Consider the following 24,485-nt stretch of genomic DNA (forward strand, 5'->3'; position numbering starts at 1 on the left):
GAATCCGCTCTTAAAAAGAAAGCTTGCCGATTACATCGGCAAGCTTCTATATTTTATGATAGTTCAAGTGATCGATCTTAACCAAGCACTTCTTTCAGACGTGCTACTTGATGATCAACCAATTTTTGTAACGGACCGGAAGCCATCATTTTCATCATCATGTTTAGTTGCGCTTCGATAACAAAGGTAGCTTTCGTTTGTCCTTCTGCAGCTTCTTCCATCTTCCAATGCAAGGAAACTTCAAATGGAGCATCGCTTGATGGCACGCAAACCAACTCCTTATTTTCCACGCGCTGACTAATTTTAAGAGCCAGTTTAGCCATATTTTTTATCGTGAATTGTGCTTCATCTACCGTAGACGACCAATTATAAATATTATCCGGCATCAACTGCTCGTGATTGTTTAAATCGGAAAGAAATGTGTAGACGTCGCCTACTGGCTTATTGATGATAGTGGAATTTTGAATAATCGTCATGTCCGATTGAATTTTTAATAGTAGAACAACTATTTCGCTAAAAGATTTATTGACCCCAAGTTGCAGGATTTTTTCGCCATTCTTCTAGCATCTCGATGTCAGACTCTAAAATATATCCATTTTGCAAAGCAACATGTATCAACGCATCATAGTTACACAAACTGTGCAATTTACATTTTGCTTCTTTAAAGTTTTCCTCTGCGATGTCGAATCCGTAAGTAAAAATAGACACCAAACCCACAACGCTACATTCTGCATCGCGCAAAGCTTGTACAGCGGCCAAACTACTTTTTCCAGTAGAAACTAAATCCTCAATAACAACAACACGCTGTCCGCCAACAACTTCACCTTCGATAAGATTTTGGCGACCATGACCTTTTGCACTCCCACGAACATACGTAAAGGGCAATCCCAAATCCTGTGCTACCAATGCTCCTTGAGGGATACCGGCAGTTGCCACGCCAGAAATCATATCTACTGTACCGTATTCTTCCTGAATTAGCTGCGATAGATTCTGTCTGATGTATGTGCGAATCGAAGGATGAGATAGTGCTATTCGATTGTCACAATAGATAGGCGATTTCCAACCCGATGCCCAAGTAAAAGGGTTTTTAGGTTGTAATTTAATTGCTTTAATTTGCAGAAGCGATTCAGCAATTTTTTGTTCAACCTCATTGTAGTTATTCATGCCACAAATTTATAAAATTTATGTGAACCAAAACCTGCTAATTTTAGCAGATTTCGTCCCGACCAACTTACCCAACCCTCAAACGATTGGTTTACAAGATATTGATCTGGAAAAACTTTTCCGCTCCAGTGCTAATACAATTGATTCCGTAACTTATCTGGCTATCACACCCGATCCTCATCAACTTTTTAAAACTGTGGTGGCCGATATCAAAATTATCAAAGCAGCAGGTGGCGTTGTAAAAAATGGACACGGCGAATATTTATTTATTCATCGCTTGGGAAAATGGGATTTGCCAAAAGGCAAGCTGGAGGAAGACGAGAAAGTACGTTCTGCAGCAAAACGCGAGGTCGAAGAAGAATGCGGTGTGGACGTTGATTACTTGGGTGCAAAATTTTGTACCACTTACCATACATATACTATGCGCGGAAAAGTGGTATTGAAGCAAACCAATTGGTACGAAATGGGCGTTAATAAATCACCAGAACTGACGCCTCAATTGGAGGAAGATATCGATCAGGCAGAATGGATTGATATCCGAGAAGGATTCGAAAAGATCGCAGAGAATACATATCCACTTATTCTGGATATTGCAAAGCGATTATTGCAACAAGCAAATAGCTAAAATCGCTTCAGAATATTAGATAACAAAAAGGTCGATGAAATAATAAAATTTCAACGACCTTTTTGTTAAATGTGATCCGCTAAAATGCTTAAGGTGCTACCAAATCGTGTTGACCTTGATGCGCGTAGAAATAGCGGATCTCATCACGAAGGTTGTAGCTAGACGCCATCACTTCCGCGTAAGCTCCTGCAGTACGTATAGCGATTAGATCGCCGCGCTTGCTGACCGGAAGAGCAACTTCCTTACCAAACGCATCGGTCGATTCGCAAATCGGCCCCACCACGTCGTAATTTGCTTTTTCAGCTTCCGCGCTCGCCCCTACTTTCTCAATTTTATGATAAGCTTGGTATAGCATTGGACGCATCAACTCAGTCATTCCGGCATCCAAAATCAAGAAGTTTTTCTTTACACCGCTCTTGATATAAAGCACTTTGCTGATCAAAGATCCGCATTGCGCTACTAAGGCTCTTCCCAACTCAAAATGTACTTCCTGATTTGGCGTACGCTCCAAGAAACGATCGAAGATATCGAAATACGTTTCGAAATCAGCGATTGGATTTGCGTCCGGACCGTAGTAATCAACGCCCAATCCGCCGCCAACATTCAATACACGAATCTGCGTACCGCGTTCTTCGAACCAATTTTTCCACTCGTTTACCTTTACACAAAGGCTTTTGAACACGTTCATATCCGTGATCTGCGAGCCAATATGAAAATGCAACCCAACTAAATCGACGTTTTTGCAATTCCGCAAAACGCTCGCTGCGCGCTCCAACTCCGAATTTGGCAAGCCAAATTTATTCTCATCCAATCCCGTCGTGATATATTGATGCGTTTTAGCATCCACATTTGGATTAATTCGAAGAGAAACATTCGCACGAATACCGATTTCGCCAGCCAGCTCATCGATGATTTCCATTTCTTGGATGGATTCCACATTGAAGGCAAAAATTTCATGCTTCAATGCCGTACGAATTTCCTTATCCGATTTGCCCACTCCGGCAAACGTGATTTGCGATGCAGGAAAACCTACCTCAATTGCTTTGCTTACCTCATTTCCGCTGACGCAATCCGCACCAAAACCTTGCGCTTGCACCATCTCCAAAACACGTGGATTGAAGTTCGCTTTCAGCGCGTAATGAACGTGAAAATTTCGTTTATCCGCTGCCGCTTTCGCTGCCGAAAGTGTTTCTTGCAACAGATCTAAATTATAATAGTAGAAAGGCGTTTCTAGCCCTTCAAATTGTGTTAATAATGTTGAATCAAAATAAGACATCAAACGTGGAATTTAAAATAATCGATGATGTAATGAACGTAATGCTTCAGTCTTATGCGCCGAATCTAACAAAACGGAGACGTTAAAATCCGAACCACCGTAAGATACCATCCGGACCGGAAGATGTTTTACCGCTTCTAAAACGCGGCCTACATAACCATGCGCATTCGAACTAAAGTCGCCAACCACACAAACGATGGTTTGTTCGCGGTCTACCGCTACGGTTCCGAAATCTTCTACTTCTTTAATGATATCCTCCAAATTGGTCGTATCATCAATGGTCAATGAAACGGCTACTTCCGAGGTTGTAATCATATCGATTGGCGTTTTGTAGCGTTCAAAAATTTCAAAAATTCTGCGCAGGAAACCGTATGCTAACAACATACGCGAAGAATGAATATGTATTGCCGTGATGCCATCTTTAGCAGCTACCGCACGAATAACACCCTTCTCTGCTCCTTCTTTACTAATTAATGTTCCCGGTGCTTTGGGATCCATGGTGTTCAACAATCGAACGGGAACATTGTATTTTTGTGCCGGAAAAACAGATTGCGGATGCAAAATTTTCGCTCCGAAATAAGCTAATTCCGCTGCCTCGTCAAAACTTAAATGACGGATCGGCGTCGTACCATGCACGACGCGTGGATCGTTGTTGTGCATACCATCTATATCCGTCCAAATCTGCACTTCATCTGCGCGAATCGCAGAACCAATCAACGAAGCAGTATAATCCGACCCACCGCGGCGTAAGTTATCAATCTCACCAAATACATTGCGACAGATAAATCCTTGTGTAATAAACAAGGTATTATCCGGATGTTGCGCCAACAACGCTTGCAATTTCTCCGAGGTAAAATCCACCATCGGCTCATTGTCTTCATCAATTTTCATGAAGTCCAAAGCTGGCAATAACACCGACGAGATACCCAATTCCGTTAGGTAATAATGCCACAACGTGGTGGACAACAATTCACCTTGTGCTAATATGATTTTTTCCTCCGAAGGAGTGAATAGATCACTAGCAAACGAAGCAATGCTTTCGAAATGATGATCGATCAATTCCTTGCCCTTCTTGTAGCCTTCCTCGGTGGCGAAAAGCTCCTTAATCAAATCCTCGTATTTATCCTTATGTTTCTTTATCAGCGTCTTGGCTTCTTCCGTCTTCGCTCCCGCAAATGCTTGAGCAATTTCCACCAATGCGTTCGTCGTACCGGAAACGGCCGACAAAACTACAATCTGACGTTCTTCAGGCGCTACAATCTCGAGCAATCCCTGAATACGCGCTGCACTACCTACCGAAGTGCCACCGAATTTTAGAATTTTCATTAGAATATACTGTTATGGATAATATAAAATTTCCGAATACTTCAATAATGAGGATCAAAGTATTCGGAAAATCGCGTGAAGATAGCATTTTACGCGTCATTTCACGCTAAAATTGTCTATTTCTTTAGATTAGCGATGAGTAAAGTCGCTAATTCTTCTCCAATGCGCTCTTGTGCCTCGTTTGTCGCGGCGCCGATATGAGGTGTAAGCGAAATTTTGGGATGCGTCAATAGTTCTGCACGTGGAGTTGGTTCGCTATCGTACACATCCAAGCCCGCAAAGGAAACTTTGCCGCTATTTAATGCATCCACCAAAGCTAATTCATCAATTACACCACCACGCGATGCGTTAACGATTCCAACTCCTGGTTTTACTTTTTCAAACTCTTCAACACCCAGCACGGCTTTCTCCGTAAATGGAACATGTAGGGAAATGAAATCCGAAACACCTAAAAGTTCTTCAAAAGATAGTTGCTTAACAGGAACTTCCACTTGAAGTCCTCCAGAAAGTGACAATGGCAACGATAAGGGGCCTTCAAATAAATCTGAATATACGACATCCATTCCTAAACCTAACGCCACTTTCGCCGTTTCACGACCAATTCTTCCGAATCCTACTACACCCAATGTCTTGCCCTTCAACTCCACACCCTTCGCATACGCTTTTTTCAAAGCACCAAATTGTGTATTCCCGTCTACAGGCATTTTACGGTTTGCATCATATAGGAAACGTACACCATTTAAAAAGTGTGCGAATACCAATTCTGCTACGGAATGTGAGGACGCAGCGGGTGTGTTTACCACAGCAATCCCTTTTGATTGGGCATAGTCTACATCAATATTATCCATACCGACACCACCGCGGCCGATAACCTTTAAATTCGGACAAGCGTCAATCAATTCTTTTCGTACTTGCGTTGCGCTACGTACCGTAATGGCATCGTAAGCTTGTAATTTGACGGCTAATTCCGCCTGAGGTATATGAACGGTATCGACTATAAAACCTGCTTCTTCAAGCAATTGTTGTCCTAGAGGATCAATTCCGTCGTTCGCTAAAATTCTCATATTTAAAAATGTTATTCATAATGAAACCGCTGTTAACGATTTGCTTCTTCAAATTCACGCATCAAATCCACCAACGCGTTGATGGATGAAATACCTAGCGCATTATAAATAGATGCACGGAAACCACCCACCGAGCGATGCCCTTTCAGGCCGACCATTCCGCGCTCTTCTGATAGCGCTAAAAAAGCTGCTTCTAATTCTGGACGCGTCATAACAAACGTCACATTCATACGTGAGCGATCTTCAACCTCCGCCGTTCCGCGGAACAAACTATTGCGATCGATCTCTTCGTATAGCTTGCGTGCTTTAATAATATTTTCTTGTTCAATAACTGCAACTCCACCTTTTGCCTTCAACCAACGTAAGTTTAGCATAGAAACATAGATGGAAAACACGGGTGGCGTGTTATATAATGAATCTGCTTTTGCGTGCTGTTGATAATCAAAAATCGATGGAATCGTTCTTCCGGTTTTACCCAACAATTCATCCTTCACCACAACCAATGTAGCTCCTGCCGGCCCCATATTTTTTTGTGCTCCTGCGTAGATCAATCCGTGATCCGCCACGCGAACTACGCGACTAAAAATATCAGAAGACATGTCAGAAACCAAAGGAACATCCGTTTCGGGCAAATCAAATATTTCTGTTCCGAAGATGGTGTTGTTGGATGTATAATGCAGATATGCCGCATCTGCGGGAACCGTAAATGATTTTGGGATATAGCTATAATTGCGATCGGAAGACGTCGCAACGACATCCACTTCGCCGAACTTCTTAGCCTCCTTGAGTGCTTTCGAAGCCCATGTTCCGGTATCCAAATAAGTAGCGCGACCACCTAACGGCAACAAATTAAATGGTACCATCGCAAATTGCTGACTTGCGCCACCTTGAAGAAACAAAATAGAATAGCCGTCAGGAACTTCTAACAGTTCGCGTACCAAGCTTTCTGCTTCTTGAATAACAGCTTCAAATTCTTGCGAACGGTGCGAAATCTCCAAAATGGACAAACCTGTTCCGTTAAAATCTACAACAGCCTGCGAAGCCTCAGCAAAGACGTCTTTAGGTAAAATACAAGGTCCGGCACCGAAATTATGTTTCATAATTATAAAATGCTAAAGTGTGGAATAACTAAAAATTTATGATTTATGTTGCAAATGTAGTGTAAATCTGAATGATTTCACAACGATTTTTTGTTTATAATAAATATTTCACAATCAAAATCCTGATCGGATAACAATAAATCAAATTAAAACTACGTTTTTTAAAAAGATTACATTTTAAAGATCAAATATTAAAAACGTTTCGCAAAGCTGTCACTAAGGCTTCTCAATTGTTCAAATGATAGCAAAAAAATACGTATCTTCGCACGAATGCGTTTTGTCCATTTCAAAGCGCTAACAACAGTTAGTATGTAACCCAATAATATGGCTGAAGAAACAGAAAACGAAAACAACCTACTGCCTAGCAGCGACAGGATCATCCCAATTAACATTGAGGAGCAGATGAAGGCAGCTTACATCGATTATTCGATGTCCGTTATCGTATCCCGTGCGCTCCCAGATGCTCGCGACGGATTAAAACCCGTGCATCGACGCGTATTGTACGGCATGCTCGATCTTGGCGTAACTAGTAGCAAACCTTATAAAAAATCAGCTCGTATCGTCGGAGACGTATTAGGTAAGTATCACCCGCATGGTGACTCATCCGTTTACGATACGATGGTGCGTATGGCGCAGCACTGGTCTTTACGCTATCCAATGGTTGATGGTCAAGGTAACTATGGTTCCATTGATGGTGATCCACCAGCGGCAATGCGTTATACAGAGGCACGCCTTCGCAAAATCGCGGAAGAAATGCTTTCTGACATCAACAAAGATACCGTTGACTTCCAACTTAACTTTGATGATTCCTTACAAGAGCCTACGGTATTGCCGACACGCATTCCCAATTTATTGGTAAACGGTGCATCAGGTATTGCGGTTGGTATGGCGACCAATATGGCGCCACACAACTTGACGGAAGTGATCAATGGTACGGTAGCTTATATCGACAATCGCGATATTGAAGTAAGCGAATTGATGCAGCACATCAAAGCGCCTGACTTCCCTACCGGCGGTTTAATCTACGGTTACAATGGTGTAAAAGATGCTTTTGAAACCGGTCGTGGACGTATTGTTATGCGTGCGAAGGCCGAAATCGAAACCAACAAAGCAGGTAAAGAGATTATCGTCGTTACGGAAATACCATATCAGGTCAACAAAGCTGATATGATTAAGAGAACCGTGGATTTGATCAATGAGAAAAAGATCGAAGGTATCTCCGAAATCCGTGATGAATCTGCAAAAGATATTCGTGTTATCTACGAAATTAAGCGCGATGCCAACGCGAATGTAGTATTAAATAATTTATTCAAATACACTTCGCTACAAACCTCTTTTTCAGTTAATAACATCGCCTTAGTCAAAGGTCGTCCGGTATTAATGAACTTGAAGGATATGATCCACGAGTTTGTGGAGCACCGCCATGATGTAGTGGTTCGCCGTACTAAATTTGAGTTAGCAGAAGCTGAAAAACGCGCACACATATTAGAAGGATATTTGATTGCTTTAGATCATTTAGATGAGGTGATTAAATTGATTCGTGCTTCGGATACGCCGGAGGATGCGCGCGTTGGATTGATGGAGAAATTCGGGTTATCCGATTTGCAAGCTCGCGCAATCTTGGATATGACGCTTCGTCGTTTGACAGGACTAGAACGCGACAAGATCAAAGAAGAATATGCTGAATTGATGAAAACCATCGATTACTTAAAGCAAGTTTTGGCAGACGAAGGCTTGCGTTTCCAAATCATCAAGGATGAAATTATCGAAATCCGCGATAAATTCGGTGACGAACGTCGTTCGATTATCGTTCATTCCGCAGAAGATATGCGTATGGAAGATTTCATCGATGATGAAGAAATCGTAATCACTATTTCGCATAATAGTTACGTGAAGCGTACACCGTTATCAGAGTACCGTCGACAAAGTCGCGGTGGCCGCGGTTCGAAAGGATCTAGCACGCGAGAGGAAGATTTTACTGAGCACATTATTACAGCATCCGCACATAATTACCTATTATTATTTACCGAAGCTGGACGTTGTTTTTGGTTACGTGCGTTCGAAATTCCAGAAGGTTCGAGAACATCAAAAGGCAGAGCGTTGCAAAATATCATCAACGTACCTAAAGATGAAAAAATCAAGGCCTTCATTAAGGTGAAAAACCTAAAAGATCAGGATTATCTAGAGAATAATTTCATCATCATGTGTACTAAGAAAGGTACCATTAAGAAAACTTCTCTAGAAGCGTATTCTCGACCACGCGCAAATGGTATCAATGCGATTAATATAAACGAAGGTGATCAATTGATCGAAGCGAACTTGACAAACGGAGAAAGTGAAATCGTTATGGCACTTCGTTCCGGTCGCGCAATTCGCTTCAACGAATCAACAGTAAGACCAATGGGACGTACTGCAACAGGTGTTCGAGGTGTTCGTTTAGCACATGACAACGACGAGGTGGTTGGCATGATTAGTGTTGATAATAGCGAAGAAGCAACCATATTAGTGGTTTCGGAAAAGGGATACGGCAAGCGTACGGATTTGGAAGATTATCGCGTTACAAATCGTGGAGGTAAAGGCGTCAAAACCCTCAACGTTACGGATAAAACGGGTGAATTAGTATCTATAAAAGATGTTACTGATCAAGATGATTTGATGATCATCAACAAATCAGGCATCGTAATTCGTATCGGTGTAGAAACGCTTCGCGTGATGGGTAGAGCAACACAAGGCGTTAAATTGATTCGTCTAAATGATAACGATGAAATAGCGTCAGTAACGAAAGTGGCTCGCGAGGAAGAACTGGAAGAGGGCGAAGAGCTGGCAGAAGGTTACGTAGTCCCAGATGAAGAAACTGCTTCAGATAATGAAGTTTCGGATTCAGAAAATGAAAATGAAGATAGCGAATAACATGAATAAGCTTATTTTAACTGTTGGCTTAACGGTAGGAAGTCTTTCTGCCTTTGCGCAATCGGGAGTTAAAGAAGCAACCAATAATTTTGCTTTGTACACCCAAACAGGTGACCTTAAGCATCTGGAGAATGCGAAGAAATTTATCGACGGCGTGTATAAAACACGCCGCGATTCTTCTAATGTTCGCATAAATGTAACGCGCGCTATGGTGTATAGTTCCATAGCTTATGCCGATTCTTTGCGTACCATTAAGATGGATAAAGATAAAGATCCAATTAACCTGACGTTGGCCACACTCGCTCGTCTGAAACCGAGAGAAAAAGGTACGCGCGAGAGTGAAATGGCTTACATTACGCAAAATCTGGCTGCCGCGTATACATACAAAGCAAACGTCGCCTTAGAAGAGCAGCGCTACGATGAAGCTTACAGCTATTTCCTGAAAGTGAAAGATTTGCAACCTAAGAATGAGGATATTATTTACAACTTGGCGTTGTTGGCCGATCAGACCAATCAAACGGATCGCGCAATCGAATATTATCGTCAAGCCATCAAATCAAAATCTCGTCAGCCTATTCAGTATCTAGAACTTTCCAGGATCTTCGAACGTAATAATAAGCCGACCGAGGCACGTACCACATTGGAAGAAGGCAGATCTGCATACCCAGATAGTAAGGAAATTCTTTTTAAGTTGATTGAAGTGTATTCTCAGCAAAGAAATTATGCTGCGATCGTTCCTCTGGCGGAACAAGCTGTGAAGCTAGAGCCGGAAAATGTCGATTTGAATTATTTAGCAGGATTTTCGTTTGAAAACGTTGGTAATGTGGATAAGGCAAAGCAATTCTATGAACGTACCATTCAATTGAACGACAATAATTATGAAGCAAATTTAGCGTTAGGTTTACTTTATCTTCAGAAATTTATTCAAAATAACGATGATCAGGAAGCGCAGTATCAGGCGCAGGATTATTTACTAAAAGCCAACGAGATACGTCCTCACGAAGTAAATGCTTTACGTTCGTTAGCTATGTATTATGAAAATGCAGAGGATGATATGCAACTTGATCGCGTAAACTTATTATTGAATCGTTTGTTAAACTACTAAGATTTTTTGCGGTCATATAGATCGTGTATTTTATAAATTAGAACACTTTTTTAAACAAAAACGTAGTATGAATACTAAGAAATGTCTTTTTATAACTGGAGCACTTGCTATCTCTATGAGTACGGCATTTGCACAGTCTGGTAATTTGAAAAAAGCTAAATCAGCGTATACCAAATACGAAGAAATGGGTGGTCCGGAAGCGGGCGAAATTTCTGCAAAATTGCTTAAAGATGCTGTAGAACCGATTGAGGAAGCTACCCAACACGAAAAAACGAAAGATAATCCAGAAACTTGGACGGTGTACTCTTTAATCTATTCGAACTTAGCTTTTGCTGAGAAAAATGGCGAGTATGCAGAAAAAGCCATTGCTGGCTTAGGCAAAGCCACTGAATTGGATGCAGACAAAAAAAATGAAAGCAACATCAGCGCAGCAAAAGTAACGTTACGTAATTTCTACCAAACAACTGGTTACGAAGAATGGAAAAACGAAAACTTCAAAGGTGCGGGTGAAGAATTTGAAAAAGGTTTGGCTTTAGTTCCCGGAGATACTACCCTAACCTATTTCGGTGCATTGGCTGCTATCCAAACACAAGATTATCCAACTGCAATCAAGAAATATGAAGAACTACTTCCTCACGAAGATCACTCAGAATATCGTATGATCAATGCAGATTTGCCAAAATTGTATCTTTCTACAGGTGATACAACAAATGCATTAAAATATGCGGCATCTGCAGCGGAAAAATTCCCTGAGGATAACGACATCGTATTGCAAAACATCGAGTTGAACTTGATCACTGGTCACGAGCAAGAGATCATCCAACAAATCGAGGCTCAATTGCAACGTGAGACGGACAACAAAACGCTTTACTACTATTTAGGTACAGCTTACGGTTCAAGCGAAAACGATGAGAAAGCACTTCAGGCATACAAAAAAGCGATCGAAATCGATCCTGATTACTTAGAAGCGAATTTGAACACTGCTGCTGTGATCATGAACATGGCGAACAAAGCGCTAATGGATTTGAACGGAGATAAATCAGTTTCAGATGCGGATTACAATACGCGCGTAGAGAAAATCAAAGCAGATATGGGCGAAGCAGTTCCTTATTTGGAAAAAGCATTGAGCATCGATCCTAAAAACACGAATGCTTTAAGTAACTTGAAAAGCTACTATAACTTCATCCAAGATGAAGAAAAAGCAAATGAAGTTCAAGGAAGATTAGAAGCAGCTCGCTAGAGATACTACTTATTTTACCATGATGCCCGTGAGAAGTGAACACTTTTTACGGGCATTTTTTTTCTAAAAGAAAAGGTATTTCTTTGAAATTCGTTCTTAATTATGCTAAGTAATTATATTCAATCATTTTAAGAAAGCCTATAATAGATCTTGCTATTTATTCGATAGTTCGAATCCAACTAGGGCAGTATTTCGCGAAAATACTTATCCCAGAAAACTACCATAAAAAGCGAGCTACAGGTCACAACTACCGTAAGAGCCAACGGAGATTTAAATATAAACAAAATGAGCTCGATAAAATATCGAGCTCATTAAATCAAAAATAATATTTGTTACTGTTTTTTTACCTTTATTGAGGTTTAGACAGTACGCAATCGCATCCCTAGATCGCCCAGGCTTTATCCCCTTTTTTATAAGGAAACTCACCATCGTACCGACCAGGAATCTTCACGAAGTTCAATGCCTGAGTCATGCCGACCTCAGAAGTAAAGAAGCCCGTTAATGTCAGTTGTTTCAACATGGTAAAGAAATGATTTGCATCATCATCTTTCTTATCTTTTTGGTAAGCTTTTGCTTCTTTGTCGTATTCGTTTACGAACGTCAATTGTTCTTCCGGAGATAATTCTTGAAATTTCTTGCCATGCTTTTCATTAGCGCGATCATCCACTTTTCCAAATCCGTCCATAAATGCCTTTTGATCGGCATCGTTGTAACAATCGCGAATCATTACTGGAATGAACGATCCGACTCCAGCTTCTTTGGCACCAGGCGTTGACGTTTTCGGCAAAATTGCTTCTGCCAAATCACCTAGCAAATCCATACTTTCTTTCTCAAAGAGCGAAGCGACTTCCTTAGACGCTTTCCTTGTACAGCCTTCCAAGAAAAGGCTACCGCCAATGACGGCACCTCCCATTAAAAGAGCTACACGCTGAAGGGCTTCTCTTCTATTCATGTTTATTGTGATTAAAACTTATAATTCAATTCCCATCCCGGACGGTATTCGCGCTTCACAAATTGGTTAACCATATCAAAGTTAGTTACTTTCATATTTTGGTTATCCCAAAGAAGCTTCAGATTTCGGCCTGGGTATTTACCATCCACATTCATATCCGCTCCGCGGATAGCTAAGTTAGCCATTAGCAAACACTCCGTCAATGGTCCTGAAATTTCAAATGGAGCACTTACTTCTTTCTTGCCATATCCGGCAATACAAGCTTCTACCCATTGCGCATAGTGACCAGACGCTTGTCCTTTAACACGCTCGTATTTAAGAGCAACCTGTTCTTTGCGAGAAGTAGGCAATAGACGTGCATTCTCTGCATAGGTATCTGCCAAGATTTTGCCTTTTGTACCTACCAAAAGAATACCGTTACCACCATCACCAAAGATTTCATTTGGCTCTAGTTCTTCTGGTCTTGCAGGTTGAATACCACCATCCATCCAGTGTAATGTAACTGGTCCAGCTGTGCGCTCTGTTTTAGGGAAGGTCATGGTAGCGTGGCTCGATGGAGGACAACTTTCTGGAAATACACCGCGTTTGAACTCATCTACGTAAACTGTACCCACACTCGCGTGTACATCTTGTACATATTGCAATCCTAAAACGCTGAATGGCAATTCTACCAAGTGACATCCCATATCGCCTAATGCACCAGTTCCATAATCCCACCATCCGCGCCAGTTAAATGGCACCAAATGGTCAATGTAATCACGCTGAGGCGCTGTACCTAACCATAAATCCCAATCCAATTCCTTTGGAATCTCGGCTTTGCCTTCCGGCCATTTGATACCTTGAGGCCAAACTGGTCTGTCGGTCCAACAGTACACCGTGTGCACATCTCCAATAAGTCCAGCTTCGTACCATTCTTTCGCTTGGCGTGTGCCGTCGTTGGATGCACCTTGGTTACCCATTTGAGTAACTACTTTGTATTTTTTCGCTGCATCAGTTAATACGCGCGCTTCCCAAATATCGTGTGTTAATGGCTTTTGTACGTAAACGTGTTTGCCCAACTGCATTGCTGGCAAAGCGTGGATAGCATGGTTATGATCAGGTCCGGATACCGAAACAGCATCAATGTGCTTATGCTCTTTATCGAGCATTTCGCGGTAATCCTTGTAATATTTTGCTTTAGGGAAACGTTCTCTCGTTCTTGCCGAACGACGATCGTCTACATCACATAGAAATGCGATCTCTGCTTTTCCACTATCGTGGAATGCTTTGATATCGCTTTCTCCTTTTCCTCCGACACCGATACCAGCTATCATCAATTTGTCACTAGGCGCAACAAATCCCGATCCTCCCAATACGTGGCGAGGGACAATGGTGAAAGCTGCTGCTGCCACCGCTGCTTGCTTGATGAAGCTTCTTCTTGAATTATTATCACTCATGGTTTTTCGTGTTTATTGGTATGTTTTTTATAGATTTCCTTTTTTCAATTCGCTAACGGCGTAATCTACCGCGCGAGCAGTTAATGCCATGTAGGTCAACGAAGGGTTGACACAAGCTCCGGAAGCCATCGCCGCGCCGTCCGTAACGAATACGTTTTTCGCGTCCCAAACTTGGTTGTGCTTGTTCAATACCGAATTTTTAGGATCCGTACCCATACGAGCTGTTCCCATCTCGTGAATACCTTGTCCGAATCCGTAACCATTGTCGTAAGTATTCACATCCTTAGCTCCTACCGACTCCAACATTTCCTTCATCTCGGACATCATATCCGGTCTCATTTTCAGTTCGTTTTCTTTGATCTCCATGTCCATTTTCAAAACAGGCAATCCCCATTTATCTTTCACAGATTTGTCAAGAGAAATTTTATTTTCGTGATACGGAAGAATTTCACCGAATGCGGTAAAACCAACACTCCAATCGCCCGGCTCGCTTAATGCATCTTTCCATGCGCCACCTACAGACATTTCAGCTATCTCGCCAGACCAACGGCCACGACTAGCCGCACCTTGATATCCGAAACCACGTACATAATCACGTTTCTTATCATCCCCCGGAACATTTTGGAAACGAGGAACATACAATCCAGTTGGACGGCGTCCGTAGAAATATTTGTCTTGAAATCCTTCAATACGACCGCTGGCACCCAAACGGAAATGGTGATCCATAGCATTGTGACCTAGCTCACCGCTGCTACTTCCTAATCCGCCTTCCCAAACATCCGTGGCAGAGTTCATCAACACCCAAGTAGAATTGAACGCCGATGCGCATACGAAAACGATTTTAGCGTAGTACTCGTACGTTTTACCTGTTTCTGCATCTACAATTTCTACACCTTTCGCTTTTTGAGTGTCCTTATCATATAAGATACGACTCACGATGGAAAACGGACGTAATGTTAAGTTTCCTGTTTTTACAGCTGCTGGAAGCGTGGATGATTGTGTGCTGAAATAAGCGCCAAAGTTACATCCTAACCAGCATTGATTTTGATATTGACAGTTTACGCGTCCATGGTGTGGAACGGTAATATTTGCCGTACGTCCCATGATGAAGTGACGTTTTCCGCCGTAGTTCTTTTTGATACGCTCGACGATATCTTTCTCCACAGCGTTAAATGGCATTGCAGGCATAAAATCACCATCTGGCAAAACATCTAGGCCATCTCTGTTACCAGAAATACCTGCCCATTTCTCGGCATAGCTATACCAAGAGGCAATATCTTTATAGCGAATAGGCCAATCCGTTCCGTGACCATCCTTAAGGTTTGCTTCGAAATCCAAATCAGAAAATCGATAGCTTTGACGTCCCCACATTAACGACCGTCCACCGACATGATAACCACGGTACCAGTCAAAACGCTTCTCTTCCGTGTATGGACTTTCCTTTTCATTTACCCAAAAGTCGAGGTTACGCTCATTCAACGCATAATCACGGCGTAATACCGGATAATCTTGTTCCATTTGTTGAGTACGTCCACCGCGGTGTTCGTATTCCCAAGTATTTGGATTCGCGTGATAATCTTTCACATGCTCCACGTTTCTTCCACGCTCTAACATGATCGTTTTCAAACCCTTCTCCGTTAATTCTTTGGCAGCCCAACCACCACTTATTCCGGAGCCTATAACAATTGCATCGTACGTATTACTTTGTACCATTATCTCTCGTGTTTATTTTTATTTTCCCAAAAAAGTATTCTTATTCCGCAACAACGTTTTTGCGTGACGTAGTGTCCTTGAACAATAGCAAGAAAATCAACAAGACAGCAAACGCAATTCCCGCTGGAATCAACCAGATCGTTTGCCAATCGTGACCATCAGCCATAACATAGCTTTCTACAATCTTGCCTGACAGCAAAGATCCAATCAACATACCTACCCCGTAGGTGGCTAGAGATATAAATCCTTGAGCAGCACTTTTAATCTTCGGTCCAGCTAACTTATCGGTGTACACTTGTCCTGTCACAAAGAAGAAGTCATAACAGATTCCGTGGAGGACTATTCCCATCACTAACATCCAATATCCTTGTCCCGCATCGCCAAAAGCAAAAAACGCATACCTAAGCACCCAAGCGAACATCCCAACCGCTAGCATTTTTTTGATTCCCAAGCGAACAAACAAAAAAGGCATTACCAATAGAAATAAGGTTTCTGAAACCTGCCCTAAGGATTGTACTGCGGCCGCGGATTCCATACCAATTTCATTCAAATACACATTCGTGAAGTTGTAATAAAATGTCAACGGTACACAAATCGCGATAGATGATAAAAAGAATAAAAGAAATGATTTGTTCTTTAAAAGACCAAAGGCTTCCAATCCCAATACTTCGCCAATAGTAGTTTTTTCGTTTTTCTTGGTCGGAGGCGTATCTGGTAAGAAAAGGCTAAATACAGCTAAAATGGCAGAAGCAACAGCCGCTAAAAGGAATGTGTACTGCAATGTGTTGTTCTTTTCCCACGCGAACCAACCGATTAACAAACCGGCCAAAATCCATCCGATCGTCCCAAAAACCCGTATACCCGGAAATTCGCGTTCCGTATCTTTCAATTGTCGGAATGAAACCGAATTCGCTAGAGCCAATGTCGGCATAAAGCAAACCATGTATGCCATAACGATTGGAGAAAACTCGGAAAATGTATTTAATGTGGAAGCATAATACAATAAGCCAGCTCCGACCAAATGTAAGAAGCCCAAAATACGCTGAGCGGCAAAATATTTATCGGCTATCATGCCGATGATAAAAGGTGCAACGATTGCTCCGATGGATTGAGAAAGATAGGCCACGCCTACTTCACCATCTGTTGCTAATAAGTGATTTTTGACAAAGGTGCCTAACGTAACGAACCACGCTCCCCAAATAAAAAATTCAAGGAACATCATAAAAGACAGCTTAAATCTGGTACCGAATGACATATAAAAGGTTTATAAATTTTTGTTTTCTAAAAGTAATGAAAAAAAAGAGATTGCCATGACGAATAACAATGCATTAACATTTCCGTAAAGGCGGATTAAATAAACGCGTCGACAGCCCTGTATGCGTTTAATAGCGCCTTTTCACCGTCTTTGCCTGCGTTAGACACGCCGTGCTCCATCCCCACAACTCCCTTATAATCTTTACCATGCAACCATTTAAAAATGTTCAGATAGTTTATTTCTCCTGTGGTTGGCTCATTTCGACCAGGGTTATCTCCCACCTGAATGTAAGCAATTTCACTCCAGCACATTTCCATATTAGGAATCAAATTTCCTTCATTTTTCTGTTGATGATAGATATCAAAAAGTATTTTGCAAGAAGGACTTCCTACGGCTTTACAGATTTCATAACCTTGATCGGAATAGCGTAAGAACAAATCCGGCGTATCACTCAATGGCTCGAGCACCATCGTAATTCCATGCGGTTCAAATATTTCAGCACCTCGTTTCAAACTTTCAATGACATTGCCTGTTTGCACGCCTAATGGCAAGCGTCGAGCATAATCACCTGGCACAACAGTTACCCACGTTGCATTCACACGCTTCGCAATTTCGACCGATTCTCGACAGCCTTTTAAAAAAATATCTTCATATTCTTTCTTTCCCGCAGCTAAAGAGTTCTGTCCGTTACCTCCTTTTGGAACCACGAAAACGCCCATTCGCATATTTAGCGACGCTAATAATTCCCCAATTTGCGTTTGTTCTGATTTTGAACGAGCAGGCATGCCATTATCTTCAATGCTTCGGAATCCAAGATTATGCATGTACTTAATTTCATCAATAAAATTCTTACCGGCTGACGCCGCAAACATGCCCTGATGAGGTGCGTAATCTAGGTTAAATGTTTTATTAGACATATTCCTTTCCTTAGCAGTCAGGTCGCTGGCGAATGCAGACGCTCCTAGCAAAAGACCGCTTTTTTTAATAAAATCTACTCTATTCATAATAAAAATTTGACATTAACGCGTTCGCGATAGTAGCGCGTCCGATAGGTAGATGGAAATTAATCATAAGTTATTTTTATGTTAGTAAGTTGATGGAAAGATAGGAATTTCTACCAAATCGGCTACATAACAAATCGGTTACAAAACAAGAAAACCACCTTTTCCCGCTGTCGCTAAATGGTTAAAGTTGTATTTAGCTGAACGAAAAGGTGGTTTTCATAAAGATACAATAAATCTATTTATTGTACTAGTTTACAATCTCTTAATCTCGTTTCCAAATCCGCTTCCGATAGCCCGACAGCCTGTGCTACCAAGTCTTTGCGACCATTATATTTTCCCAATTGAAAATCTAAATACAAGGATTCAGCATGCTGCTGATAAGACGAAATGGAATCGAAGCCATCCAAGTCGACGATCTTTCGGCTTTTTGACGTTGGCTGTGACGGATTTGCAAAGGATTCTACTTCTTTCGCTGTGATCTTTTTACCGCTAAGGATGATTAAGCGTTCCACCATGTTCCGTAGTTCACGAATGTTTCCTGTCCAAGGCAACGCTTGAAGCGCTTTCATCGCATCCGCTGAAAATTCTTTCACCGGCATGCTGTATTCGCCGCAAATCTCTTCACAAAAAGCCCGCGCAATAATTGGAATATCTCCTTTACGCTCATTCAAAGGTGGCACGTGAATCAAAATCACACTTAAACGGTGATATAAGTCCATCCGGAAGTTACCATCTTCAATCTCTTTCAATAAATCTTTATTCGTTGCCGCAACAACGCGCACATTTACGCTAATTTCCTTGTCGCCACCAACGCGCGTGATTTTATGTTCTTGCAACGCGCGAAGCACTTTTGCTTGCGCAGATAGACTCATATCGCCAATCTCATCCAAAAACAAGGTTCCTCCGCTAGCTTGTTCAAACTTACCGATGCGTTGTTTGACTGCGGAAGTAAATGAACCCTTTTCGTGTCCGAATAATTCCGATTCGATCAACTCAGATGGGATTGCCGCACAGTTTACCTCGATCAGAGGCGCCGACGACCGCTCCGATTTCTCGTGCAACCAACGAGCAACCAGTTCTTTACCCGCTCCATTAGCGCCAGTAATTAAAACGCGCGCATCTGTTGGTGCCACTTTATCAATGGTATCTTTTATTACCGAAATACCATCGGATTCGCCCAGTATCTCTTTTGTTTTAGAAACTTTTTTCTTCAGGACTTTCGTTTCCTGTACCAATGTTACTTTTTCCAGCGCATTACGTACGGTAATCAGCAATCGATTAAGATCTAATGGCTTTTCCAAGAAATCAAACGCGCCTTTACGAGCAGCTTCCACGGCAGTTTCGATAGTACCGTGACCAGAAATCATAATAAAAGGCGTATCGCAAAATGTCTTAGATGTGCTCAGCACTTCCATGCCATCCATCTTATTCATCTTGATATCGCACAACACCAAGTCGATTTGCTCCTTCTTTAGGATGGCAAGCGCATCTGCGCCATTGTCCACGTCGAGCACTTTATAATCTTCGTATTCTAGGATATCGCGAAGCGAACTTCGGATAGGTCTTTCATCATCAATAATTAAAACTGTAGCCATTTAAGACAAATATTTATGCGGTTTGTATGTTCGGTCAATATATTAGAAATATCTGAATATATGTACGCACTATTCTAAAAAAAGGAAGCAAACCTTGTAAGCCGGGTTCTGTAATCGAAAAATCGAATTTCTATCATTTATCTACGCTTTCATTCACACAAAAGCTGTATCAACCTACCCATTGCAGATGTCCAAAGACAAAGAGCGAGCAACTCTTTCCGAAGTCTGCAACCTATTTGGTCTTTCAACACACGAGGTTTACCGCGATGCATATTGCTACGCAAAGCCGTGAGCTCTTACCTCACGTTTTCACCCTTACCTTATTGCTAAGGCGGTCTATTTTCTGTGGCACTTTCTATCGCATCATTGCAGATGCGCCTTCCCGTTAGGAAGCGTGTTGCTCTATGTTGCCCGGACTTTCCTCTCCCTTTTTCAAGGCAGCGATAGAACCAGTCTGCTTCTAACGACAAAACTACAGAAAATATTGAAAAAGGTCTGCCTTGATCTTTGTTGATGCAATAAAAATACGTGTATCTTTGCTGCCAAATCATGAAATCTATCTTCCCTTACATTCTCATAGCGCTATTTTGGTTGGCGGGATCGTGTAAAGATATGGCACGTGTCGTTCAATCCAATAAAACTGTTAGTCGGCAGGATATTTCCAAAGAATCACAACAATCCTCGCCGGCATTTACTTCGGAAAATTCGCATTTACTATTAGGTAATCCGTCCGATGCAAAAAACTCATACATAGATAAAAATAATCATTTAATTCAACTAACAGATTATGTGCTTTCGTATAATGAGGATCGTGGGATTGCTAATTGGGTATGTTGGCATTTAAGCGCTTCGGAGATAGAAAAGAACGTTGATCGTAATGACAATTTCAAACCTTTTTCGGCATTGCCTGAAGGTTGGCATATCGTTACTTCTAAAAGTTATACGCATTCCGGTTTTGATCGAGGTCACCATTGTCCGTCAGCAGATCGATTGCATTCTTTTGAGGCAAATTCTGCTACGTTTTACATGATCAACATTCTTCCTCAAGCGCCTAAAAACAATCAACGCGTTTGGAACAATTTTGAGGATTACTTACGCAAGCGCGTGCAAGAGGGCAGCGAGATATATATTATCATGGGTTCATACGGTGATGGTGGCATTGGATCTAATGGATATGCCGAGCGAATTGACGAAGGAAAAATTGCTGTACCAGCGCGCATTTGGAAAATTGCGGTCATATTGCCGGAAGGAGACAATGATCTAAAGCGAATCGAGTCTGGAGAAGCGAATATTATAGCGATAGATACACCAAATAGCAATAAAGCGGGTTCAAAGTGGGAAAAATATCAGGTGGACGTTCGATCAATTGAACGCGCTACTGGCTTAGATTTCTTGTCAAACATATCCATCACCATGCAAGATGAGCTAGAGATAGAATATAAAAATGCTGCTTAACAAATTCACGTATTTTTTAATACTGAAGTGAATAAATAGTATATTTATGAATGAAACAACGCATATTAATTATTGCAACCATTTTTGGCTTAATTACTATCTCCTCTTGTGCCGGATTACTTCGAAAATATGATGCGTATATGGAAGATTGGAAAGGACAAAATGAGGAGTTAGTGTATAAAATATACGGCCCGCCAATGCGAAGTCAAATGTTGAAAGACGGTAGAAAATTAGTGGCATACGATTTTCAACATGCTAATAGCGAACGTTCATCACATTGTGTCGTTAACTTCGAAATCAGGGACAGCCTCGTTCAATCTGCTAGCTATTCTGGAAATCACAGCGCAGTGTCTCATTACCTAAAAGGGCCGAACGATAAAAAGTTAGTCGACTAATAACACGCGACTTAACTGTCTAGCTAGTAGTACATCGAATGTTCTGTTACTAAGTTTGGTTAACTTATTACCGAAGTTATTTTTACTCTTAAAAACGCGTGTGCAATAACTTAATATTTGCTTTACCGTTGGAATGTCGGGTCTAAAAGAAATAGCCTTGTACAATAATTTTCTCAATAACTCTAAATCTCCTGTATTCAACGATTGAATTGATGCATTCGAGACCATATATTCATCGACCAACCTAACTAATTTAATATCCATACCTTCCTCTTCCTTCCATTATATGTAGATAACTACATTGTAAAACGAACTATTGAAGAAATATGTTTCCTGTCAAAGTACGGTAATTTAGAAAGTATTTTAACAGGAAAAACATTTTGGATCAGGTAGTTGCCACGGGTTAATACTTGAAAATCCGCGGATTTTATTTCCGCGTACTACACTATGCTTTCTTAACAAACTCGGATTTTAGTGCCATCGCCCCGAAACCGTCTATTTTACAATCGATGTTATGATCGCTGTCGACCAACCGAATATTCCGCACTTTTGTTCCAGATTTTATACCTTTCGGAGAGCCTTTTACTGGCAAGTTTTTGATAACAACAACGCTATCTCCATTTTGAAGGATGTTTCCATTGCTATCTTTTACGATTAAACCGGTTTCTAAAATTTCTGATTCAGCCGCATTCCATTCATGTGCGCACTCAGGACAAATTAACAACGAATCCATCTCATACGCATAAATAGATTCGCAAACTGGACATGGGGGAAGTGTACTCAAAACAAAATATTTATTGGTAAGGCACAAAAATACAAAATTTACTAAACACTTTTAAAATTCTCATAACTAGTAAATAAAAGGAATTCCGCAAGTATGTGTAGATATTATTCTACAAGAATTAAACGGGAACCCAAACTTTGTCAGCCATCTACTACAAAAAGAAAATGAAAGTAAAATTTTCTTATCAACGATAGTTCAGATTTATACTTTTGCGTGCTCAAAATCTACGTATGAAAAGCAAAAAACTCACGATACTATTTGTTACTATCTTTGCATCCTTAGAAATCATTTCTTGTAGCAAGAATACTCAGAACGACCTGGGCGACGAGGAAGGGACAGCAAGCATAAGCGTGTCCATTGCAAGCGAAACTTTTGAAGGGGCAGAATCTTTTGGAAATCGCGCAGCGACAAATACAACTTCTCATGTAGAGAATTTTGAAACCTACAATTCGATCACCGATGTAGGCAATGACATGATGCTGATTGCCAAATTGGAGGAACAAAAAGATACCGTAGAATCAGGAATTTCGACATTGAAATCAGCGAAAATAGGGAGCAGTAAAGCAAACTTCGTTCAAAAGGATTTAGATAGCGGAATTCGGTATAAAGTGGCGGTTTTTGATCAAAGTGGTGAATTTATTACAGAAAGAGATTATACTCGCGGAAAAGAGTCCACTACCCGAGAATTGTGGTTGGATCATGGAAAAACCTATACTTTTATCGTTTATTCCGTTAATAGCCCGCGAATTGAAGATGCTGGCATGCCAGGTATTGTGTTTGTCGGCGGCAGTCGAACACTTAAAGCCGCTACTATGGTTGCCCCAGGAAGCGGACAGCTCCTATACTTTAGGCAACAACTTACGGTCTACAGAAACCAAATCAATAGATTAGATATTATATTAAGACATAAATTCACTAGAATCACAACTATTCTCAATACTTCGGCAACTGGATATTTACCAAGAGAAATTAACTCTTCTTTTGTTCCACATTACTCGACCGTAAGTATGGATTTAGAAACAGGCGTTCTCAGAAGGACTGGAAATTTAGAAGGTGCGGTAGCTAGAAGAACTTTCAACCTAGCGACGAGTACTGCCGCCCATAGTTCGAATACCGTCAGTTTTTCTACCGACATCAATCACGATGATAATACGACAACCTCTTTTGTCATCTCTTCCTTAAAGGTTGGGGAGCTAACGCTGAACAACTTGACACCATTTAAAACACTACCTGTGCGTGCAGGCATACGATACAACTTATATTTGAACCTTGTTCCTAAAGATGAATATCTGACGCATGCAAATCTACCAGCTGTTCGGATAGGAGGAACGATTTGGGCACTACATAATTTGGGAGCAAATACGGCGACTAACGGAAGAGAAGAGACGATATCCCAAGACGCCCACGGGAACTTTTATCAGTGGGGACGCAAAGAACCATCAGCCGGTAAAACAGATAATGCAGTCAATGCTAACATGGATACAAGCAACAATCCTTCTGATAATGCATGGAATGCAGGAACAGAGGAAAAGCCTATCAAAGCTGCCGCCGACCCATGCCCTACCGGATACCGTATTCCTACCAAGAAGGAAGCTGAAGACTTAGTTAATAATATGATCAGAACAGATATCGGCGTTCTCAGAGAATCAAGCGGCCAATTTACAACAGGCGTCAAATTAACTAGCAAAAGGAAAACAGGTATTTACATGACGCTTCCGGCGCAAGGTTGGTTTTCATTTTCGGCACAAACGAGGCCGGTTGGAAACAGCAATACACAATATCGCGGAAGTGAGGGCTACTATCATACTAGTTATGCTGTTGGAGATGACTTGTGTGAAATACATTTCTCTTCCAACGGTTATGCGTCGAGGATGACTGGAGACAGAACTCCAAATAAAGCGCGATCGAAAAATATTCGTTGCGTAGCGGATATTACCAATTAGTGGTAAACCAGTGCGTTGTCGGAACATACGTTTCTATTGTAGTCGCATGCAGTAATACGGAACCTTGGACATGCATATTACTCTTTTTAATCGTACCTTTGTGGCGAGCTTATTTATAGCATCAAGACAATGATGTTTCGGTT

At 41.4% G+C, this 24,485-nt stretch carries 20 protein-coding genes and 1 other RNA gene; 7 read left to right on the top strand and 14 right to left on the bottom strand.

Annotation, left to right across the window (positions count from 1 at the left end; translation table 11 throughout):
• Window positions 1–77: 77 nt before the first annotated feature.
• Together ACFSQ3_RS10450 and pyrE are read right to left on the bottom strand one after the other, a co-directional pair.
• Window positions 78–476, bottom strand: coding sequence for an SRPBCC family protein (locus ACFSQ3_RS10450; protein ID WP_380869491.1), 399 nt, complete (start codon window positions 474–476; stop codon window positions 78–80).
• A gap of 46 nt (window positions 477–522) precedes the next feature.
• Window positions 523–1,164: an orotate phosphoribosyltransferase gene (gene pyrE / locus ACFSQ3_RS10455; protein ID WP_380869492.1), complete on the bottom strand. Its 642-nt coding sequence runs from the start codon at window positions 1,162–1,164 to the stop codon at window positions 523–525.
• On the opposite strand from pyrE, the gene ACFSQ3_RS10460 reads away from it, so the two are divergent.
• Entirely contained in the window at window positions 1,163–1,789 is a 627-nt protein-coding gene (locus ACFSQ3_RS10460; protein WP_380869493.1) for an NUDIX hydrolase, read from the top strand. The two genes, pyrE and ACFSQ3_RS10460, sit on opposite strands and share 2 nt — an antisense overlap.
• 88 nt (window positions 1,790–1,877) lie before the next feature.
• On the opposite strand, the gene lysA is transcribed toward ACFSQ3_RS10460, so the two are convergent.
• From lysA to serC, 4 genes are all read right to left on the bottom strand, one after another.
• Window positions 1,878–3,065 carry a diaminopimelate decarboxylase gene (gene lysA / locus ACFSQ3_RS10465; protein ID WP_380869494.1) on the bottom strand — a complete coding sequence of 396 codons (1,188 nt, stop codon included), beginning with the start codon at window positions 3,063–3,065 and terminating at the stop codon, window positions 1,878–1,880.
• A gap of 12 nt (window positions 3,066–3,077) precedes the next feature.
• Entirely contained in the window at window positions 3,078–4,391 is a 1,314-nt protein-coding gene (locus ACFSQ3_RS10470; RefSeq protein WP_380869495.1) for an aspartate kinase, read from the bottom strand.
• A 116-nt stretch (window positions 4,392–4,507) separates the two neighbouring features.
• Window positions 4,508–5,455, bottom strand: coding sequence for a D-2-hydroxyacid dehydrogenase (locus ACFSQ3_RS10475; protein WP_380869496.1), 948 nt, complete (start codon window positions 5,453–5,455; stop codon window positions 4,508–4,510).
• Between the two features lie 32 nt (window positions 5,456–5,487).
• Entirely contained in the window at window positions 5,488–6,555 is a 1,068-nt protein-coding gene (serC, locus tag ACFSQ3_RS10480; protein ID WP_380869497.1) for a 3-phosphoserine/phosphohydroxythreonine transaminase, read from the bottom strand.
• A gap of 324 nt (window positions 6,556–6,879) precedes the next feature.
• On the opposite strand from serC, the gene gyrA reads away from it, so the two are divergent.
• The 3 genes from gyrA to ACFSQ3_RS10495 all read left to right on the top strand — a co-directional run bounded on the left by gyrA (window position 6,880) and on the right by ACFSQ3_RS10495 (window position 11,810).
• Entirely contained in the window at window positions 6,880–9,465 is a 2,586-nt protein-coding gene (gyrA, locus tag ACFSQ3_RS10485; RefSeq protein ID WP_380869498.1) for a DNA gyrase subunit A, read from the top strand.
• 1 nt (window position 9,466) lies between these two features.
• Complete coding sequence (locus ACFSQ3_RS10490) at window positions 9,467–10,570, top strand: tetratricopeptide repeat protein (protein WP_380869499.1); 1,104 nt, start codon at window positions 9,467–9,469, stop codon at window positions 10,568–10,570.
• A 67-nt stretch (window positions 10,571–10,637) separates the two neighbouring features.
• Window positions 10,638–11,810: a tetratricopeptide repeat protein gene (locus ACFSQ3_RS10495; RefSeq protein WP_380869500.1), complete on the top strand. Its 1,173-nt coding sequence runs from the start codon at window positions 10,638–10,640 to the stop codon at window positions 11,808–11,810.
• Between the two features lie 382 nt (window positions 11,811–12,192).
• Here the strand turns inward: ACFSQ3_RS10495 and ACFSQ3_RS10500 are convergent, their stop codons facing one another.
• From ACFSQ3_RS10500 to rnpB, 7 genes are all read right to left on the bottom strand, one after another.
• The gene (locus ACFSQ3_RS10500; RefSeq protein ID WP_380869501.1) at window positions 12,193–12,762 is read right to left on the bottom strand and encodes a gluconate 2-dehydrogenase subunit 3 family protein; all 570 of its coding nucleotides are present in this window, start codon (window positions 12,760–12,762) and stop codon (window positions 12,193–12,195) included.
• A gap of 11 nt (window positions 12,763–12,773) precedes the next feature.
• Window positions 12,774–14,198 (bottom strand): Gfo/Idh/MocA family protein, encoded by a 1,425-nt coding sequence (locus ACFSQ3_RS10505; protein ID WP_380869502.1) that lies wholly within the window; start codon window positions 14,196–14,198, stop codon window positions 12,774–12,776.
• A 27-nt stretch (window positions 14,199–14,225) separates the two neighbouring features.
• Window positions 14,226–15,911, bottom strand: coding sequence for a GMC oxidoreductase (locus tag ACFSQ3_RS10510; RefSeq protein ID WP_380869503.1), 1,686 nt, complete (start codon window positions 15,909–15,911; stop codon window positions 14,226–14,228).
• 40 nt (window positions 15,912–15,951) lie between these two features.
• Complete coding sequence (locus ACFSQ3_RS10515; RefSeq protein WP_380869504.1) at window positions 15,952–17,166, bottom strand: nucleoside permease; 1,215 nt, start codon at window positions 17,164–17,166, stop codon at window positions 15,952–15,954.
• Window positions 17,167–17,261: 95 nt separating this feature from the next.
• Window positions 17,262–18,170 carry a hydroxypyruvate isomerase family protein gene (locus ACFSQ3_RS10520; protein WP_380869505.1) on the bottom strand — a complete coding sequence of 303 codons (909 nt, stop codon included), beginning with the start codon at window positions 18,168–18,170 and terminating at the stop codon, window positions 17,262–17,264.
• 239 nt (window positions 18,171–18,409) lie between these two features.
• The gene (locus ACFSQ3_RS10525) at window positions 18,410–19,765 is read right to left on the bottom strand and encodes a sigma-54-dependent transcriptional regulator (RefSeq protein WP_380869506.1); all 1,356 of its coding nucleotides are present in this window, start codon (window positions 19,763–19,765) and stop codon (window positions 18,410–18,412) included.
• Window positions 19,766–19,846: 81 nt separating this feature from the next.
• Window positions 19,847–20,225, bottom strand: an RNA gene (gene rnpB / locus ACFSQ3_RS10530) — RNase P RNA component class A.
• 89 nt (window positions 20,226–20,314) lie between these two features.
• Between rnpB and ACFSQ3_RS10535 the strand changes: the two genes are divergently transcribed.
• Both ACFSQ3_RS10535 and ACFSQ3_RS10540 read left to right on the top strand, forming a co-directional pair.
• The gene (locus ACFSQ3_RS10535; protein ID WP_380869507.1) at window positions 20,315–21,220 is read left to right on the top strand and encodes a DNA/RNA non-specific endonuclease; all 906 of its coding nucleotides are present in this window, start codon (window positions 20,315–20,317) and stop codon (window positions 21,218–21,220) included.
• A gap of 50 nt (window positions 21,221–21,270) precedes the next feature.
• Window positions 21,271–21,615, top strand: a complete 345-nt coding sequence (locus ACFSQ3_RS10540) for a hypothetical protein (protein WP_380869508.1) — start codon at window positions 21,271–21,273, stop codon at window positions 21,613–21,615.
• Between the two features lie 445 nt (window positions 21,616–22,060).
• Here ACFSQ3_RS10540 and ACFSQ3_RS10545 read toward each other — a convergent pair whose 3' ends face one another.
• Window positions 22,061–22,399 (bottom strand): zinc ribbon domain-containing protein YjdM, encoded by a 339-nt coding sequence (locus tag ACFSQ3_RS10545; RefSeq protein ID WP_380869509.1) that lies wholly within the window; start codon window positions 22,397–22,399, stop codon window positions 22,061–22,063.
• A 230-nt stretch (window positions 22,400–22,629) separates the two neighbouring features.
• On the opposite strand from ACFSQ3_RS10545, the gene ACFSQ3_RS10550 reads away from it, so the two are divergent.
• Complete coding sequence (locus ACFSQ3_RS10550) at window positions 22,630–24,342, top strand: hypothetical protein (protein WP_380869510.1); 1,713 nt, start codon at window positions 22,630–22,632, stop codon at window positions 24,340–24,342.
• Window positions 24,343–24,485 lie beyond the last annotated feature (143 nt).

It is taken from the genome of Sphingobacterium corticis (genome assembly GCF_042684745.1).
Classification (GTDB): Bacteria; Bacteroidota; Bacteroidia; order Sphingobacteriales; family Sphingobacteriaceae; genus Sphingobacterium; species Sphingobacterium corticis.